Raw genomic sequence first — 17,048 nt, forward strand, 5'->3', positions numbered from 1 at the left:
TTTTAGAAGTCATATTTTAAATACATAGGGGCAGGGTGATTTAAATGGAAAAAACTTTTTTAATGGTTAAGCCAGATGGTGTGCAACGTAACTTAATTGGGGATATCGTTGCACGGTTTGAACAAAAGGGGTTTAAATTAGTTGGGGCTAAATTAATGACAATATCTACGGATTTAGCTGAAGCACACTATGGGGAACACAGGGAACGTCCATTCTTCAGGGAGCTGGTTGATTTTATCACTTCTGGACCAGTATTTGCAATGGTATGGGAAGGAGAAAATATAGTAGCTTCTGCTCGTACAATGATGGGGAAAACAAATCCGTCTGAAGCACTTCCGGGAACTATTCGAGGAGACTATGGCATTAACGTTGGCAAGAATATCATTCACGGCTCGGATTCTTTAGAAAGCGCTTCAAGAGAAATTAGCCTGTTTTTTAACGAAAAAGAGCTTCATTCTTACAACAAACAAACTGAAACATGGATTTATTAAAGTGAAAGCGTTACCTAAACCTCCGTTAAATTAGCGGGGGTTTTTACGTGAAGGCAGGAGAGGATATTTTATGATGGATGATTATGGTTTAATGAAACAAAAGGTACATCAAGCACTTAAGCTGAATTTAAGCTTATATAAAGAAACACAAATGAAACGGAGAATTACGACGTTAAGAGATAAATATAAATTTAAAAACTATGTTGATTATTTCGCTGCTTGTCAAAAGGACCCGAAAATGTTAGAGGAATTCACAGAAAAATTAACGATAAATGTTTCCGAATTTTACCGAAATCCAAATCGCTGGGATGTTTTGCAGAATAAAATCATTCCTGCATTAATAAAGGGTAAGAAAAGATTAACCATTTGGAGTGCAGCGTGTTCAACAGGTGAGGAACCATACAGTCTGGCAATGATGTTAGAAGAAAATTTTCCAAACATAAATTATCAAATTCGCGCTACGGACTTTGATCAAACTGTTTTAAAAGCGGCCAAGGAGGGCAATTATCAAGAGCGCTCATTGAAAGAATTACCAGCTGCTTTAAAGAAAAAATATTTTACGTCCCAAGGAACGATATTCCAGGTCGACCCCGCATTAAGAAAACATATCCGTTTTGAGCGCCATAATCTATTAGAAGATGATTATCCAACAGGCGTAGATCTCATCGTATGCCGAAATGTCTTAATTTATTTTACCGATGATGCCAAAAACAATATTTTTCACAATTTTAGTAAGGCCTTAACAAAAGATGGGTGCTTGTTTGTTGGGAGTACAGAACAGATATTTAACCCCGAACAATTTGGATTTTACTTAGAAGATAGCTTTTTTTATCGGAAAGACTAAATTTACACTACCCGAAATGTTGAGAAATGTGGTATAGTAATTAGAAAACTTTCAACTATTTAAACGAGTGAAGTATATTCGGTATTATCAAAAAAATACGACATGTTATGTTAGGAATGTTTTGGTGATAACTTTTCTTACTCGTTTTTAATAGCTTCAAAAGGTAAAGGAGAATGTATAGTGCGTTACTTAACAGCTGGAGAGTCACATGGAAAACAATTAACTACGATTATCGAAGGGTTACCTTCCCAGATGGAATTAAAAGCAGAAGATATTAACAAAAGCCTGCGTAGAAGACAAGGCGGACATGGCAGAGGAAAGAGGATGCAAATTGAAAAGGATACAGTAGACATTACAAGTGGTGTAAGACATGGATATACGCTCGGTTCTCCTGTTTCACTAGTCATACATAACGATGATTTTAAGCATTGGACAGACATTATGGGAGCCGATCCTTTAGAAGAAGGAGCTAAATTACGCAGAGTTGTAACCAAGCCGCGCCCGGGTCATGCTGATTTGAATGGCGGTCTGAAATATGGTCATCGGGATATGCGGAATGTATTAGAACGTTCCTCCGCAAGAGAGACAGGCGCAAGAGTTGCTGCAGGCGCTGTGGCAAAATCTCTTTTAGAACAACTAGGTATTTATGTTACTGGATATGTGAAAGAGATTGCTGGCATTCGTGCAGAAGAAAAACTAGATTTGACAGCCAAGGAACGAGCTGAAATTTCTGAGAGTTCCCCTGTTATGGTATTAGATTCAAATGTTGAGCAGCCGATGATTGAAGCCATCGATGAGGCAAAAAAAGCAGGTGATTCGATTGGCGGTATTTGTGAAGTATATGTGGAAGGTATGCCGGCTGGAATTGGATCTTATGTTCACTATGATAGGAAGCTAGATAGTAAAATTGCAGCGAGTGTGGTAAGTATTAATGCTTTTAAAGGGGTAGAATTCGGTATTGGATTTGAAGCTGCCCGATTAAATGGCAGTGAAGTTCACGATGAAATTGCCTGGAACAAAGAGGATGGATATTATCGTACAACTAACCGTTTAGGCGGTTTTGAAGGTGGAATGACTACGGGCATGCCGATTGTGGTACGCGGTGTGATGAAACCTATTCCAACGTTGATGAAGCGCCCATTACAAAGCGTTGATATTGAAACCAAAGAGCCTTTTAAGGCAACTGTAGAGAGATCGGATGCTTGTGCTGTTCCAGCTGCTTCCGTGGTTATGGAGCATGTGGTCGCTTTTGAAATTGCTAAGGCCATAACGGAACAATTTTCAAGTGATCGTTTTCCTCAATTAAAACAAGCTATTGACGCATACCGTGAAGAAATTAGGTGCTTTTAAATGAAACAATTGACTATTCAATCTAGCCGGCATAGCTATCCCGTTGTGATGGAAGCTGGTTTAAGGTTTCGTTTAAACAGATGGTTAAAGAAAGAATACAGTTCCATTTTAGTTGTGACAGATGATCATGTAGCAGAAAGATACCTGCAGGATGTTCTTGACAGCTTGGGAGCTGAAAATATCTTTTCATATATCGTTCCAGCTGGAGAGGCTTCTAAAAGTATCGAACAATACGATAGATTACAAACAAAGGCAATAGAGAGTGGTTTAGATCGTAAATCACTCCTTGTTGCTCTAGGCGGCGGTGTTATAGGCGATTTAGGAGGATTTGTTGCAGCCACTTTTATGCGTGGTATTGATTATATTCAAATCCCAACAACCATTTTAGCGCATGACAGCAGTGTTGGTGGGAAAGTGGCTATTAATCACGAATTAGGAAAGAACCTAATTGGCTGTTTCTATCCTCCGGCAGCTGTTTTATATGACACGGAAACCTTGGAATCTTTACCTTATCAAGAAGTTCGGAGCGGCTATGCTGAAATTTTAAAAGAAGGGCTGATTTCTAATAGTAGTTTAGTAGAAGAATTATGGACGCTTTCATTAAAGGGAATTTCTTCTTTCCAGCTGGAGAACCATTTGGAAGCTGGTATAAAAGTAAAAGCAGATATTGTGGAAGCAGATGAGAAAGAAGCGGGTGTTCGTAAGTATTTGAATCTTGGTCACACTTTAGGACATGCGTTAGAATCTACACTTGGTTATGGAAAAGTAACGCATGGGGAAGCTGTTGCAAATGGTTTATTATTTGCCTTTCATGTCAGTGAAGATGTGAATCAGCACCAACTTCCTTTCTCTGAACTACATGGTTGGATGAAGAAAAATGAATATCCAATTATTAACATAGAAGAAGCGAACATTCCCAAAATCATTAAAAGTATGAAGTCAGATAAAAAATCGGTCTCAGGCCGAATCCAAATGGTGTTGTTAAATAAAGTTGGTGAGCCAACCGTCCAAAACTTAGATGATTCCTCTGTGGAGGCCTATATGAGAACATATATAGAGAGGATGAAAAAGTTATGACAAGAGGCGTGCGAGGCGCTACAACTGTAGAACATAATGAAGCAGGCGAAATAATTGAACGTACAAAAGATTTAGTACTTGAAATGGCAGCAAAGAATCAAATTCATCCGGAAGACGTTTCCCACGCTTTTATTTCGGTAACGAAGGATGTAGACGCAGCTTTCCCCGCCAAAGCATTACGTGAAATTAACGGCTGGAAATACGTACCTGTGATGTGTATGCAGGAAATAGCTGTTCCGAACAGTCTGCCTAAATGTATTCGAATTATGATGGTAGTAAATACCGAAAAAAGTCAAGAAAAAATAGAGCATACATTCCAAAGAGAGGCTGTAAAGCTTCGTCCGGATCTTTTAGAAAGAAAGGATAGTTAAGTCATGAAAAGTAAAGAGGTATTAAAACAGCTCCGTCCCTATAAGCAAGGAAAACAAACAAAGGATATTCAAAAAGAATTTGGACTCGATTATATTGTCAAACTTGCATCAAATGAGAATCCTTATGGTTTTTCGGATAAAGTAAAAGAATTATTTCAAACAAATAAACCCGACTTTAATATTTACCCGGACGGTTATACCACAGAGCTTCGGTCTTTAATAAGTGAGACATTAAATGTGAGACCGGAGTCTCTTATCTTCGGGAGCGGTTCTGAGGAGATTATTCAAATGCTTTGCCGTTCCTATCTTTCTGTTGGCGATCAAGTGATTATGACCACCCCTACTTTTCCGCAGTATAAGCACTATGCTTTAATTGAAGGTGCTGAAATAGTAGAAATCCCAGTTGAGGAAGATGGCAGCCATCCATTAGAAACGATGCTTGACGCTGTACAGGAAAATACAAAAATTATATGGCTTTGCTCCCCTAATAATCCAACTGGTACAGCTTTATCTAAACAGGAATTACAGGACTTTTTAGTGAAATGCCCATCTGAAGTTTTAATTGTCTTGGACGAAGCATATTATGAATTTTTACAGCAAGAAAAAGATTTAGATGCTATCCACCTATTGAACGAATATAAAAATCTCATAGTGTTACGTACATTTTCTAAGGCTTATGGTTTAGCAGGCTTGCGTATTGGCTACGGGGTTGCGGATGCATTGATTGTAGAAACCTTAGATAAGGTCCGCGGTCCATTTAATACAACTTCTTTGGCGCAGCAAGCCGCTGCTGCAGCCTTTTCAGATCAGGAATTTATTAACTATACGTACCAGGAGAACAAAAAAGTATTAGCGCAATTTCAAGATTTCTTAACCTCTATCGGGTGGGACTATTATCCGTCCGAAGCTAATTTCTTACTAGTCAAGACACCTGAAAGCGGGATGGATGCATATGATTTTCTGACTAGATATGGGTTTATTGTACGTCCAGGCGAGTTATTAGGCATCCCCAACACTATTCGTGTCACGATTGGTAAAGAGGAAGATATGAAAGTATTACAGAGCGTTCTACAAGATTATCATAATCAATTAAATTAGGTAAGGTGAATACATGGAAAAGCAACTGGTATTAATAGCTGGACTCGGCCTTATTGGCGGGTCCATTGCTAAGGCAATCAAAAAACAGTCTGAACATTACATAATCGGTTTTGATATACAGAAAAATACATTGGGATTTGCGCTGGATCACAATATCATTGACGAAGCTTCTACAAACTTTGAGGAGGCTGCATTACAGGCGGATATTATTATTATTTCTGCACCAATTTCAGAGACGATTCAGCTTATCGCCAAGTTGGATGGTCTAGCTTTTACAAAAGATGTTATTGTCTCTGATACGGCATCCGTTAAGAGTTCCATCCTTATTGCGGCAAAGGAATTAACGAATCAATCCATTCGTTTTATTGGGGGACATCCTATGGCCGGCTCTCACAAGAAAGGGATTGAAGCAGCGAAGGAACATTTATTTGAAAATGCTATCTATGTTTTATCGCCGCTTGATAATGCGACTGAGGAAAATGTAAATACATTAAGAGGCGTTTTAGCTTCAACAAAAAGTAACTTTGTTGTATTGCAATCAGAAGAACATGATGAAATGACAGGGGTTATTTCACATTTTCCGCATCTTATCGCATCCTCCCTTGTTCATCAGGCGAGAAAATGGGAAAAGAAGCATGCTTTTCTTCCCAAGCTTGCTGCAGGAGGATTTCGTGATATCACGCGCATCGCCTCCAGTAACCCTGTTATGTGGCAGGATATTTTTTATCACAATCAGTCGAAAATGTCTGCCATGCTAGAAGATTGGATTATCGAGATGGAGCATTTGAAAAAAATGATTGAAGAAAATGAAAAGGAAGAAGTCATTACTTACTTAGATAGTGCTAAAAATTATCGTGACGGATTAAATGAAGGTGAACGCGGGGCGATACCTGCCTTTTACGATGTTTACGTTGATATTGCCGATCAGCCGGGGGCCATTGCTGAAGTTGCACTTATTTTAGCGAATGCGTCGTTAAGTATTAAAAATATCGAAATATTGGAGGTAAGAGAAGGCATAACTGGTGCACTCCGATTGAGCTTTTATACGAAAGAAGAACAAGAAGCAGGACAAAAAGTATTAAGGCAACGCGGATTTGAAACGACGATGGAAGTATAAAACGAAACTCATTCTGTGGTATATTTGAATCTTTACACGGAATAGCTGCAATGATACACCAAAGCAAAAAGGGTTGCAGTATAATAAAGAAGGAGGATAAGATATGTCGAATGTTATACTTGAATATACCTCTCCAAAACTAGAAGGAGAAGTAGTTGTCCCTGGAGATAAGTCGATATCTCATCGTTCCATTATTTTTGGAAGTATTTCACATGGTTTAACAAAAGTAAGCAACTTTCTTGATGGGGAGGATTGTTTAAGAACCATTGATGCTTTCCGTGATATGGGCGTTCAGATTGAAAAACGAGGGAATACAGTACTTGTCGACGGTAAAGGGTTAGAAGGGTTGAAAAAGCCTGAGAAAGAATTAGATTTTGGGAATTCGGGTACGACAACAAGATTAATGCTCGGTCTGCTTTCTGGACTGCCATTTGAAACAACTATATTTGGGGATGCATCCCTTTCCAAACGTCCTATGGATCGTGTAGTTAATCCGTTAAGAGAAATGGGCGCAGTCATTGAGGGAAAACAGGAAGGGAATTATGTTCCGATTACGATTAAAGGCGGTGCGTTAAAAGGAATTACTTATCGTCTTCCTGTAAAAAGTGCACAAGTAAAGTCTGCAATTTTATTAGCTGGATTGCTTGCAGAAGGTGAAACAGTAGTTTATGAAGATACAGAAACAAGAAATCACACCGAAGTAATGCTTCAGGCGTTTGGAGCAGATATTAAACAATATGAAGATGGGATTATGATTTCAAACAAAGGGAAATTAACAGCGTGTGATGTAGAAGTGCCTGGAGATATTTCATCAGCCGCTTTCTTCCTGGTGGCTGGAGCTATTGTTCCTGGAAGTACGGTAACGTTAAGAAATGTTGGCTTAAATGAGTCACGTACCGGTATTTTAGATGTATTTAAACAAATGGGTGCAGCGATTACCATTTCAAATGAACGGATTACTGGCGGTGAAAAAATTGGTGATTTGACGGTCAAACATACCACCCTAAAAGGGACGACGATAGAAGGAGATGTCATTCCCCGTCTAATTGACGAGATACCAATCCTTGCTTTGTTAGCAACACAGGCAGAGGGGAAAACAGTTATTAAGGATGCAGAGGAGCTAAAAGTTAAAGAAACAGATCGTATTCAAGCTGTTTGTGATAATTTACAGGCACTTGGGGCAAATATCACGCCAACTGAAGACGGAATGGTTATTGAAGGGCCGACAAAGCTTGCAGGCGGTACGATTTCTTCCTATATGGACCACCGGATTGCGATGATGGGGGTTATTGCGGCACTTGTAACAGAAAAACCGGTAGAAATGGACGAAAAAGATAGTATTAACATCTCCTATCCAACTTTTTTCAAGGATTTAGAAGCTGTCTTGAAGTAAAAGAACGATAATCAGCTTGCTTTATTTACTGGCAATCATATAAAAATAAAATAATTAAGGGATAGCTACAGTTTAAGTTATTTGAACTGTAGCTATCTTTTTTGTATGATAAATTGGAAGTGATAGAAACACAGAAGAGAGGGGTTCTTTAAATGAACACCATTCATAAAGCAATGGAACTTGCTGAAAATAATGAAACAGAAAAAGCATTGGCACTTTTACGTGAATTTGAAAAAAATGCAGACGATGATGCATTGTATCAAATAGCAGAACTTTATTTGCAATGGGGATTTTTACTTGAATCAAGAAACATTCTTGAAAAATTGATTGGAAAATATCCTGAAGAAACGTCGCTAAAGCTTGCGTTATCCGATATTTTTATTGAATCAGAAGAAGATGAGCTTGCGATTACAATATTAAATGAAATCTCAAAAGACGATGAGGGGTATGTTCAAGCGTTAATCCAATTAGCGGATTTATACCAAGCACAAGGATTATTTGAGGTTTCTGAGCAAAAATTGCTTGAAGCAAAACATATAGAGCCCCAGGAAAGCATTATTGACTTCGCGTTAGGAGAGCTGTTCTTTTCGATTGGCGAATATGTAAAGGCCATTAACTATTATGAACGCGTATATGCGAAAACAAAAGAGGTGGGACATGTTTCCATTGAAGACCGTTTGGGCGAAGCGTATGCAGCTGCTGGAGAATATGAGAAAGCTCTCGACTTTTACAAAGAAGAGGAAGAACCAGATCCAGATAAATTATTTAGACATGGAATTACAGCACACCAAACGGACCGTAACGACATTGCAATGAAAGCATGGCAGCATGTGTTAGAGATTGATCAAGATTATTATGCAGCCTATACGCAACTTGCGAACGTGTATAAGGAACAAGGCATGTCGGATGAAGCATATAAAACTGTTCAGCAAGGGATAGAGAGAGACTCCTATCAAAAAGAACTTTTCTTCCTTGCCGGAGATATCGCTCATCAATTAGGGAAAAATGAAGAAAGCGAAGAACATGTCAGACAAGCAATTGCATTAGACCCGGATTATAAAGAAGCAGTGTTGTTTTTAATTGAGTTGCTTAAAACAAGAGAAGCATTTAATGATATTATTGAATTAATCCAAAGTATCAAAAAAACAGGTGCAGAAGATGCACTCTATGATTGGGAACTAGCGAAAGCAAATGTGGAAATAGAATCGTTTGATGATGCATTAAATAGTTACCAAGATGCATATACTAGTTTAAATCACGACAGCGACTTTTTGAAAGAATACGGCTATTTCTTGACAGAAGAAGGAAGAGTGCGAGAAGCTATCCCAGTCCTAAAAGCGTATTTAGAGCACCAGCCTATGGATGAGGATGTGCTTGAGCACGTGGAGCGCTTAGAACAAGATTTAGTTTGAAAGCAATAACTAGCTTCAGAGAGGGGAGAGTGGAATGCTATCATCTGTAACTGCAAAAGACAAGAAAAAATTCATCCAGTGGTTCTTAAACCATTATCGTCTTAAGAAAAGAGAAAGTGTATGGATACTTAATTATTTAGTGAATCATATGGATATTTTAGAACATGTTCATTTTGTAAGAGATGTGAAGTATTGTCCAAGAGGGGTAATGATTTCAAGTCGTTGTTCAGAGAAAATCCCGTTTCGCTTTTATAAGAATCATTTAGTTACTACAGACGCAGAGAAAACTTTTCATGACATCCGATTAAACAAACAGGAATCGCTATTTATCCAGTTAAATTTTCATCAAGCAAATCAAAGCTCGTATTATGCAGCTGTACTAGAAGAGAATCCGTTCTTACCAGATGATTATTATGTGACGAAAGACGATAAACAGATAACCGTTGATTTACTCGATCAGCTTTTAAGGGATCAAAAAAAAGAACGATTGCTTGGAGAGATTGACCAAGCGTTAGATACTGGAAACCAGTCAAAATTTATAGAGTTAACGAGAGAGCTTGAAAAACTTATGAATAAATCCTGAATTTTGTATATAAAAACAACCTATATATTTTTTATGTAGGTTGTTTTTTTGCTCTTCATTCTATTTCCCGTTGAGAAAATGAAAGTCATTTGGAATGGAGTGAGAACTGGACTGCCATAATTCCCTTCGTTTGTGAAGGTCTCGCTATTTTTTAGCTAATATTTTAGGCTCTTCACCAAAATCTCATGAATTAAGTTTGATAAATAGTGACCGCTACGGAAAAACACTACGCTAGCTAGTTATCAATACCATATTTATTCATATATTTGAACCATTGATTTTAGTGTTGACTCATATTTTAATTTTGTGGTACTTCTTCTGTCGATTTAGTATTTGGAAGCTTTCATACTTAGCGCTTTCAGGGACCGTAAAAAATTGTTACAATATAGGCAAGTAATGGAAGGAGGAATTTTTATGAAATGGACAAGTATGGATTTGCAAAAATATGATCAAGCTAAGGAGTATATAGATACAATCATTGTGCCCTTAGCTCCTTTTCAAATTGGCGCTTTAGAACCTTCTGCAAAAAACGCAGATCAGTTTGATGTTTTAACCCTTTTTGCAAGAGAGTTAGAACAAGAGCTGATGGGCAGGGTAATGCTCGCACCGACTTATACATATATAACCACAGCAGAGAAATCACAAGAAGCAGAAAGAATGAATGAATGGACAAGTCATTTTAAAGAGCAGCCATTTAAACAAGTACTCTATATTAGTTTTGATCCGTCTTGGAGAAAAGTAGCTAACGACTTAGATGGAGAATTTATTTGGTTACCGTCCATTCCTTTGAAAGATTCTGACCCTGCGGTCGTTAAAGGAATGATAAGAGAACAAACAATGCAAACAGTAGAATTAGTGAAGTCATTTTGGTAGACTCGTGACGAAATTCTCATCATTATCAAAATTTATCAAAACATTTGTCGTTAACCTTTGAATATTTATTGACCGAACTAATAGTTTGCGCTATCATTGTTATTGTCCTAGTAATCTGATTTAATCTAAATAATGTCCGTGACTATTGGAAAAAGAGGGGGGAAAAAGATGAGTGATGAAAAGCAGCAAGTATCCCGTAGACAATTTCTGAATTATACGCTTACGGGTGTAGGTGGCTTTATGGCCGCTGGTTTGTTAATCTCGCCTGTCCGTATGGCAATTGATCCTGTTTTGAAATCAAATGACGGTGGAGATTTTGCAAACGTTGGCCTAGAAGTTTCTGAAATTACTTCTGATCCGCAGCGTGTCGATTGGACAATCGATCAGGTGGATGGCTGGTATGAATCGGAAGTAAATCGCTCTGCCTGGGTATATCGGAATGAAAATGATGAAATTGTAGCCTTTTCCCCAGTTTGTAAGCATTTAGGCTGTGTTGTTTCTTGGGAAGGAAATGACGACTATCCAGAACAATATTATTGTCCTTGTCATGATGGTCGTTATTACAAGAACGGAGTTAACGTTCCTGGAACACCGCCTTTGCAACCGCTTGATGTTTATGAACAGGAAGAAAGGGATGGCATGCTATTCCTAGGTAATATTAAACCACATGAGGAGGCGTAATGAACAATGTTACAAAAGATTTATGATTGGATCGATGATCGCATTGATATTACGCCGATTTGGCGAGATATTGCCGATCATGAGGTTCCGGAGCACGTTAATCCAGCGCATCATTTTTCAGCATTTGTATACTGCTTTGGCGGATTAACATTCTTTGTAGTAGTTATCCAAATTCTTTCTGGTATGTTTCTAACAATGTATTATGTACCAGATATTGAAAACGCATGGCAATCTGTTTATTATTTGCAAACAGAGGTAGCACATGGGCAAATTGTTCGCGGTATGCATCACTGGGGGGCAAGTGTCGTTGTCGTAATGCTATTATTACATACTTTACGTGTATTTTTCCAAGGAGCATACAAAAAACCGCGTGAGCTTAACTGGATGGTAGGAGTTCTTATCTTCTTTGTTATGCTAGGTCTCGGCTTTACAGGTTATCTACTTCCTTGGGATAATAAAGCATACTTTGCAACTCAGGTTGGATTAGAGATTGCTGAACAAGTACCATTTATTGGAGAAGCTTTAAAAACGCTTCTAGCTGGTGACGCTACGATTGTTGGGGCACAAACCCTGACTCGATTTTTTGCAATCCATGTCTTCTTCTTACCAGGAGCATTGTTTGCATTATTAGCAATTCACTTTATCTTAATCCGTAGACAAGGTATTTCCGGACCACTATAAAAAGGAGGGCAACTGATGCATAAGGGTAAAGGTATGAAATTCGTTGGGGATTCCCGAATCACAGCGGATAGAACATCAAAAGTACCAAAAGATTATTCCGAATATCCTGGTAGAACAGAAGCGTTTTGGCCCAACTTTTTATTAAAAGAATGGTTGGCTGGGGCAGTTTTCCTTGTCGGGTTTTTATGCTTAGTGTTGGCGCATCCATCTCCGCTTGAAGGAATGGCTGATCCAACAGATGCAGCATATATCCCTCTACCAGACTGGTATTTCTTATTCTTATATGAATTATTGAAATATCAATTTGCAAGTGGTGATTGGACAATCCTAGGAATTATTGTAATTCCAGGACTCGCATTTGGAGGACTGTTAATCGCACCGTTCTTAGATAATGGTCCAGGACGCCGTCCGCGTCAGCGTCCAATCGCTGTCGGCATGATGCTTTTAGCTTTAGCATCTGTCATTTGGCTAACGTATTCTTCGGCAGCACATGTTGATTGGGAAGAACGTGCCGAACAAAATAAACCAATTCCACCAGGTGAATCTGTCGTCGACCAAAACCATCCTGGGTTTGCAGCATATGAAAGTAGCTGTCTAGGATGTCATGGTGGCGAATTAGAAGGTGGAGCCGGTCCTACATTAGTAGGAACGGAACACTCAAAAGAAGAAATTATGGACATTGCTGTAAACGGTATTGGAGCCATGCCTGCTGATCAGTTCCAAGGCTCTGATGAAGAGTTAGAACAATTAGCGGACTTCATTATTGAAACAAGTGAAGCAGCAGCAGAGCAAGAATAAACATGAGCACCTTTGACCAAAATAAGGCAAAGGTGCTTTCTCTATACTTTTGAAAAAGAACGGAGAAAAAAATGCTATCATACATCCTGTTAGACAAAAAATTTTTAATTATCCTTTTCGTAATAAACTTCTTGGGAACGATTTATGGGTATTACTGGTATGGCTGGCAACTAGAGATAACTCCAGCTATATTTATTCCCTTTGTCCCGGACAGTCCAACCGCTAGTCTATTCTTTACCATTTTTGTATTATTTTTCTTGTTTGGTAAACATATTCCGTACATTGAGGCCTTAGCTATTACGTCTTTATTTAAATATGGTGTTTGGGCTGTAGTCATGAACTTATTAACATTAGCGATAAACGGAACGTTAGATACGGCCGGATACATGTTAATGGCATCTCATCTAGGTATGGCTATCCAAGGCTTGCTATATGCACCGTACTATAAAATAAAATTACGGCATTTAGCAGTTGCAGGTATTGTCTTATTACATAACGATATAATTGACTACGTTTTTGGTCAAATGCCTATTTATTCCAATTTAATGACCTATACGAATGAAATTGGATATTTTACATTTTGGCTCAGCATTGGGTCTATTCTTCTTGCTTATTACTTAACGATTCACCGAAAACAAAAATGCTAACGGTCATATCGATTCACCTCGACACATAAACTTAGACTATATACTAAAAGGTTAGAGGTGATCTCTATGGCGGGGAAACTACTTCGTGTCATGGCAATCGGAATCATAGGGATGTTGTCTTACCGTGTAGAAGTCATTTATGCAGCCTCTATTTCAACACCAAGCATCTACCATAACAGTTTAGTACCATCTCCATTTATTTTAGGTGTCATTATTGTAGGCGGTTGCATTATTGCTACATTATCTTACGTAAGTTGGAAAAAATACAAAGGGGAAAAAGTAGCTAATAAGGAGCTTCGTAAAAACGACAAATCAGTTGACTAAAAATAGAATACTGACTAAAATTGACCTTAAGATACAATAATGGGGGAATTAAAAAATGAGTCTAGGCAGTTATTTGATTTATTTTCTTTTACTAATGATCATACCATTAGTTGCACAGGCAAAAGTAAAAAGTACGTATTCCAAGTACTCTAAAAAATCAACGTCTTCTGGTATGAGCGGGGCAGATGTTGCACGAAAAATTCTTGATGATAATGGGTTGCATGATGTGCAAATCGGAATGGTTAAAGGTACATTAACAGACCATTATGATCCTCGTAAAAAACAATTGAATCTCTCCGAAGATATTTACCACGGAAGATCCATGGCTTCCTCTGCAGTTGCAGCACACGAAGTAGGGCATGCGATACAGGACCAGGAAGACTATGCATTCTTACGATTTAGAAGCGCATTAGTTCCAGTAGCGAACTTTGGTTCCAATGTCTCTATGTTCCTTATTATCGCAGGTATGCTTATGGGAGCAACGAATATGCTGCTCTTAGGGATTATCTTCTTCGCTGCTGCTGTACTATTCCAATTAGTAACATTGCCTGTGGAGTTTGATGCATCTAATCGGGCGATGACGCAAATGATTTCAACGGGCGTCATACGTAATAATGAAGAACGGGAAACAAAGAAAGTATTAAATGCTGCTGCAATGACATACGTTGCTGCTGCCTTGGTAGCCGTTATGGAATTGCTCCGCTTTATTCTTATCTATGCAGCAAACAGAGAATAATATTGATAAAAGATGACCCAAAAAACTGGGTCATCTTTTTTATACTCAAAAACAAATTAATAAAATGGGTATGACATTATTTGCAAAGCGGGTATTCGCATAAATTATTTTTGGTAGTTGCTAGATAAAAAACAGTTTTGTCTCAGCCACTTTAGCGGTTCTATTCATTTAATGGCTTTTTATTTTCATCCAGTGTAAATCCCTCACCCATGACTTCATGGACAGTTGTCATGGAAACAAATGCATAAGGGTCAGTTTGATTAATGATATTTTTCATTCGCGTAATTTCATTCCGTGCTACCACACAGTATAGAACATTTCTTTTTTCCTTTGAGAAACTTCCTTGGCCGTTCAAAATGGTGACGCCGCGCTCCATTTTTTCCATAATTTGATTAGCGATTTCCTCACTTTGATTCGAGATAATAAACGCTCCTTTAGCAGAATAAGCACCCTCTTGGATAAAATCAATAACCCTTGCGCCAATAAAGACCGCAACAAGCGTATACATCCCCTGTGCCAGATTTAAAAATGTGAAGATGGAGGTTAAAATCACGAGAAAGTCAAATGCGAACATAGCTCGACCGATACTCCAGGAGGTATATTTGCTAATAATACGGGCTAAAATGTCGACACCGCCTGTTGTCCCCCCAAAACGGAAAATAATTCCTAGGCCCACACCGATAAATACACCTGCAAATAAAGCAACAAGCGTCATATCATGTTCCAACCCAATTGGAATTTGGTATATTTGAAAAATCCATAGAAATAGGGAAACAGAAATAGTTCCAACCATTGTATAAACGAAGATATTTCTACCTAATATTTTCCACCCGATAAAAAATACCGGAATATTTAGAATGATATTCGATATAGCTGGGTCTATGTTCCATAAGAAGAACAGCAACAGTGTAATTCCTGTAAAACCGCCTTCTCCTAGATTATGCTGCATATTGAAATGGACCAGACCAAACGAGAATATAGCTGCTCCCAATAAAATAAATACGATATTTTTAACCCGAATGTTCAATTACTATTCCTCCTTAGGTTATATGTACAAACTTGTATACAAAGCTTATTGGTAAAACTTTCAACCAACCTCTATTATAGACAATAGAAAAAGAAGTAACAATCCACATCCTGTACCAATTAGTTGTCAAAATCCTTGCTTTTAGCTAACATTAGAGAAGAGAAAAATAATAAGTGTTGATTTAATTAGACAAACCTTAAATTTGGCTAATGGTAACAACACTAAAGCGGTAGCCCAAAGTAGAAGCTTGTCCGCTTTAGATCCACAAATTTTCGGTGAAGAGCTATTTAATTTCAAGTATACAGAAGAGGTGTTACAGATGTCGAATACCAACCATACATTAAAGGATGTTCAAGAACGTGTGGACCAATACATATCTCAATTTAAAGAAGGGTATTTTTCTCCATTGGCTTTAATGGCAAGGTTGTCTGAAGAAACCGGTGAATTAGCTAGAGAGATTAATCATTATCATGGGGAAAAACCAAAGAAAGCTACAGAGAAAGCAAATACGGTAGAGGAAGAAGTCGGTGATATCATCTTTGTATTAGCTTGTTTAGCCAATTCACTAGACTTTGATTTGTCGGGTTCCTTTGAGGCATCCATGCAAAAATTTGAAACGAGGGACAAAAATCGTTGGACAAGGAAAGAGGAGGAAAATAATCATGGCAATTAAAATTATACTAGCAGGGCCAAGAGGGAGAATGGGAAAAGAAGCTGTCTATATGATTGATGGAACAGCAGATTTTGAATTAGTTGCGTGCCTTGATCATAAATACGATGGACAGACATTAGGTGACTTAGAAGACTTTGATAACGGATGGAATGTACCAATCTACACAGATATCGAAAAGTGCTTTGCGGACCAGAAGGCAGATGTATTTGTTGATTTGACAGTTCCTGAGGCAGGTTATAAACATACAAAGGCAGCATTAAATCATGGCATTCGTCCAGTAGTTGGTACAACAGGATATACGAGGGAGCAGTTAGAAGAATTAAAGCAATTAGCAAAAGAAAAACAATCAGGCTGTATTATTGCGCCAAACTTTGCCATTGGAGCAGTTTTAATGATGAAATTTGCGAAAATGGCTGCTGCATACTTCCCTGATGTAGAAATTATCGAAAAACACCATGATCAAAAACTAGATGCTCCGTCTGGCACTGCTAAGAAAACAGCAGAGCTTATTCAGGAAGTTAGAAAATCGAAAAAACAAGGTCATGCAAGTGAGGAAGAAACGATTCAAGGTGCTCGCGGAGCAGATTTTGATGGCATGCGTATTCATAGTATGCGGCTTCCTGGCCTTGTAGCGCATCAGGAAGTTGTGTTTGGCGGTGCCGGCCAAACATTAACGATTCAACATGATTCCATGAACCGTGCCTCTTTTATGGATGGAATTAGGGAATGTGTCTATCAAGTAATGGACTTAGACGAGCTTATTTATGGCTTGGAGAACGTTTTATAAAGGAATCTTCGCAAGTTCCAAAAACAAACAGATATCTGAAGATGGGACATTGATGAAGTCCACCCATAGGATGCGGACAATATAC

Annotated in this window: 20 protein-coding genes; 19 read left to right on the forward strand and 1 reads right to left on the reverse strand. The window is 38.3% G+C overall.

The genetic code is table 11. The annotated features are described in order from the left end of the window. Positions 1 to 44: 44 nt before the first annotated feature. From ndk to KI343_RS06010, 17 genes are all read left to right on the forward strand, one after another. A complete protein-coding gene (gene ndk, locus KI343_RS05930; protein ID WP_212925520.1) occupies positions 45 to 491 on the forward strand; it encodes a nucleoside-diphosphate kinase in 447 nt (148 codons plus the stop codon). Between the two features lie 70 nt (positions 492 to 561). Beyond that, positions 562 to 1,335 carry a CheR family methyltransferase gene (locus KI343_RS05935; protein ID WP_212925521.1) on the forward strand — a complete coding sequence of 258 codons (774 nt, stop codon included), beginning with the start codon at positions 562 to 564 and terminating at the stop codon, positions 1,333 to 1,335. A gap of 180 nt (positions 1,336 to 1,515) precedes the next feature. Then, entirely contained in the window at positions 1,516 to 2,685 is a 1,170-nt protein-coding gene (gene aroC, locus KI343_RS05940) for a chorismate synthase (protein WP_212925522.1), read from the forward strand. Continuing rightward, positions 2,686 to 3,762 carry a 3-dehydroquinate synthase gene (aroB, locus tag KI343_RS05945; protein ID WP_212925523.1) on the forward strand — a complete coding sequence of 359 codons (1,077 nt, stop codon included), beginning with the start codon at positions 2,686 to 2,688 and terminating at the stop codon, positions 3,760 to 3,762. Next, a complete protein-coding gene (gene aroH, locus KI343_RS05950) occupies positions 3,759 to 4,133 on the forward strand; it encodes a chorismate mutase (protein ID WP_212925524.1) in 375 nt (124 codons plus the stop codon). The genes aroB and aroH overlap by 4 nt, the downstream gene beginning before the upstream one ends. A 3-nt stretch (positions 4,134 to 4,136) precedes the next feature. Further along, the gene (gene hisC / locus KI343_RS05955) at positions 4,137 to 5,231 is read left to right on the forward strand and encodes a histidinol-phosphate transaminase (RefSeq protein WP_212925525.1); all 1,095 of its coding nucleotides are present in this window, start codon (positions 4,137 to 4,139) and stop codon (positions 5,229 to 5,231) included. A 13-nt stretch (positions 5,232 to 5,244) separates the two neighbouring features. After that, a complete protein-coding gene (locus KI343_RS05960) occupies positions 5,245 to 6,348 on the forward strand; it encodes a prephenate dehydrogenase (protein WP_212925526.1) in 1,104 nt (367 codons plus the stop codon). Between the two features lie 103 nt (positions 6,349 to 6,451). After that, positions 6,452 to 7,741 (forward strand): 3-phosphoshikimate 1-carboxyvinyltransferase, encoded by a 1,290-nt coding sequence (aroA, locus tag KI343_RS05965; protein WP_212925527.1) that lies wholly within the window; start codon positions 6,452 to 6,454, stop codon positions 7,739 to 7,741. 152 nt (positions 7,742 to 7,893) lie between these two features. Next, the gene (locus KI343_RS05970) at positions 7,894 to 9,153 is read left to right on the forward strand and encodes a tetratricopeptide repeat protein (RefSeq protein WP_212925528.1); all 1,260 of its coding nucleotides are present in this window, start codon (positions 7,894 to 7,896) and stop codon (positions 9,151 to 9,153) included. A gap of 34 nt (positions 9,154 to 9,187) precedes the next feature. Beyond that, positions 9,188 to 9,736: a ReoY family proteolytic degradation factor gene (locus tag KI343_RS05975; RefSeq protein ID WP_212925529.1), complete on the forward strand. Its 549-nt coding sequence runs from the start codon at positions 9,188 to 9,190 to the stop codon at positions 9,734 to 9,736. Positions 9,737 to 10,150: 414 nt separating this feature from the next. After that, entirely contained in the window at positions 10,151 to 10,609 is a 459-nt protein-coding gene (locus KI343_RS05980) for a DUF2487 family protein (protein ID WP_212925530.1), read from the forward strand. A gap of 168 nt (positions 10,610 to 10,777) precedes the next feature. Beyond that, the gene (locus tag KI343_RS05985; RefSeq protein ID WP_212925531.1) at positions 10,778 to 11,290 is read left to right on the forward strand and encodes a QcrA and Rieske domain-containing protein; all 513 of its coding nucleotides are present in this window, start codon (positions 10,778 to 10,780) and stop codon (positions 11,288 to 11,290) included. Between the two features lie 6 nt (positions 11,291 to 11,296). Beyond that, positions 11,297 to 11,971: a menaquinol-cytochrome c reductase cytochrome b subunit gene (gene qcrB / locus KI343_RS05990; RefSeq protein WP_212925532.1), complete on the forward strand. Its 675-nt coding sequence runs from the start codon at positions 11,297 to 11,299 to the stop codon at positions 11,969 to 11,971. A gap of 15 nt (positions 11,972 to 11,986) precedes the next feature. After that, positions 11,987 to 12,769, forward strand: coding sequence for a menaquinol-cytochrome c reductase cytochrome b/c subunit (locus KI343_RS05995; RefSeq protein ID WP_212925533.1), 783 nt, complete (start codon positions 11,987 to 11,989; stop codon positions 12,767 to 12,769). A gap of 71 nt (positions 12,770 to 12,840) precedes the next feature. Continuing rightward, a complete protein-coding gene (gene lhaT, locus KI343_RS06000) occupies positions 12,841 to 13,416 on the forward strand; it encodes a lipoprotein heptaprenylglyceryl N-acetyltransferase LhaT (protein ID WP_212925534.1) in 576 nt (191 codons plus the stop codon). Positions 13,417 to 13,482: 66 nt separating this feature from the next. After that, complete coding sequence (locus KI343_RS06005) at positions 13,483 to 13,740, forward strand: sporulation protein YpjB (RefSeq protein WP_212925535.1); 258 nt, start codon at positions 13,483 to 13,485, stop codon at positions 13,738 to 13,740. Between the two features lie 55 nt (positions 13,741 to 13,795). Continuing rightward, the gene (locus KI343_RS06010) at positions 13,796 to 14,476 is read left to right on the forward strand and encodes a zinc metallopeptidase (protein WP_212925536.1); all 681 of its coding nucleotides are present in this window, start codon (positions 13,796 to 13,798) and stop codon (positions 14,474 to 14,476) included. Between the two features lie 160 nt (positions 14,477 to 14,636). Here KI343_RS06010 and KI343_RS06015 read toward each other — a convergent pair whose 3' ends face one another. Next, on the reverse strand, positions 14,637 to 15,503 hold the full coding sequence (locus KI343_RS06015; protein ID WP_244856751.1) for a YitT family protein: 867 nt from the start codon (positions 15,501 to 15,503) through the stop codon (positions 14,637 to 14,639). Positions 15,504 to 15,822: 319 nt separating this feature from the next. Here KI343_RS06015 and KI343_RS06020 point away from each other — a divergent pair, with 319 nt between their 5' ends. After that, entirely contained in the window at positions 15,823 to 16,176 is a 354-nt protein-coding gene (locus KI343_RS06020; RefSeq protein WP_212925537.1) for a nucleotide pyrophosphohydrolase, read from the forward strand. Further along, entirely contained in the window at positions 16,166 to 16,963 is a 798-nt protein-coding gene (dapB, locus tag KI343_RS06025) for a 4-hydroxy-tetrahydrodipicolinate reductase (protein WP_212925538.1), read from the forward strand. The genes KI343_RS06020 and dapB overlap by 11 nt, the downstream gene beginning before the upstream one ends. Positions 16,964 to 17,048: the final 85 nt, after the last annotated feature.

This window comes from Oceanobacillus sp. J11TS1 (assembly GCF_018333215.1).
In the GTDB taxonomy this organism is placed as follows: Bacteria; Bacillota; Bacilli; order Bacillales; family Amphibacillaceae; genus Oceanobacillus.

Bases quoted from the DNA above. Each gene is read 5' to 3' on its own strand.
- ndk (WP_212925520.1), top strand. From the start codon at position 45: ATGGAAAAAACTTTTTTAATGGTTAAGCCAGATGGTGTGCAACGTAAC.
- KI343_RS05935 (WP_212925521.1), top strand. From the start codon at position 562: ATGATGGATGATTATGGTTTAATGAAACAAAAGGTACATCAAGCACTT.
- aroB (WP_212925523.1), top strand. From the start codon at position 2,686: ATGAAACAATTGACTATTCAATCTAGCCGGCATAGCTATCCCGTTGTG.
- aroH (WP_212925524.1), top strand. From the start codon at position 3,759: ATGACAAGAGGCGTGCGAGGCGCTACAACTGTAGAACATAATGAAGCA.
- hisC (WP_212925525.1), top strand. From the start codon at position 4,137: ATGAAAAGTAAAGAGGTATTAAAACAGCTCCGTCCCTATAAGCAAGGA.
- KI343_RS05960 (WP_212925526.1), top strand. From the start codon at position 5,245: ATGGAAAAGCAACTGGTATTAATAGCTGGACTCGGCCTTATTGGCGGG.
- aroA (WP_212925527.1), top strand. From the start codon at position 6,452: ATGTCGAATGTTATACTTGAATATACCTCTCCAAAACTAGAAGGAGAA.
- KI343_RS05970 (WP_212925528.1), top strand. From the start codon at position 7,894: ATGAACACCATTCATAAAGCAATGGAACTTGCTGAAAATAATGAAACA.
- KI343_RS05975 (WP_212925529.1), top strand. From the start codon at position 9,188: ATGCTATCATCTGTAACTGCAAAAGACAAGAAAAAATTCATCCAGTGG.
- KI343_RS05980 (WP_212925530.1), top strand. From the start codon at position 10,151: ATGAAATGGACAAGTATGGATTTGCAAAAATATGATCAAGCTAAGGAG.
- KI343_RS05985 (WP_212925531.1), top strand. From the start codon at position 10,778: ATGAGTGATGAAAAGCAGCAAGTATCCCGTAGACAATTTCTGAATTAT.
- qcrB (WP_212925532.1), top strand. From the start codon at position 11,297: ATGTTACAAAAGATTTATGATTGGATCGATGATCGCATTGATATTACG.
- KI343_RS05995 (WP_212925533.1), top strand. From the start codon at position 11,987: ATGCATAAGGGTAAAGGTATGAAATTCGTTGGGGATTCCCGAATCACA.
- lhaT (WP_212925534.1), top strand. From the start codon at position 12,841: ATGCTATCATACATCCTGTTAGACAAAAAATTTTTAATTATCCTTTTC.
- KI343_RS06005 (WP_212925535.1), top strand. From the start codon at position 13,483: ATGGCGGGGAAACTACTTCGTGTCATGGCAATCGGAATCATAGGGATG.
- KI343_RS06010 (WP_212925536.1), top strand. From the start codon at position 13,796: ATGAGTCTAGGCAGTTATTTGATTTATTTTCTTTTACTAATGATCATA.
- KI343_RS06020 (WP_212925537.1), top strand. From the start codon at position 15,823: ATGTCGAATACCAACCATACATTAAAGGATGTTCAAGAACGTGTGGAC.
- dapB (WP_212925538.1), top strand. From the start codon at position 16,166: ATGGCAATTAAAATTATACTAGCAGGGCCAAGAGGGAGAATGGGAAAA.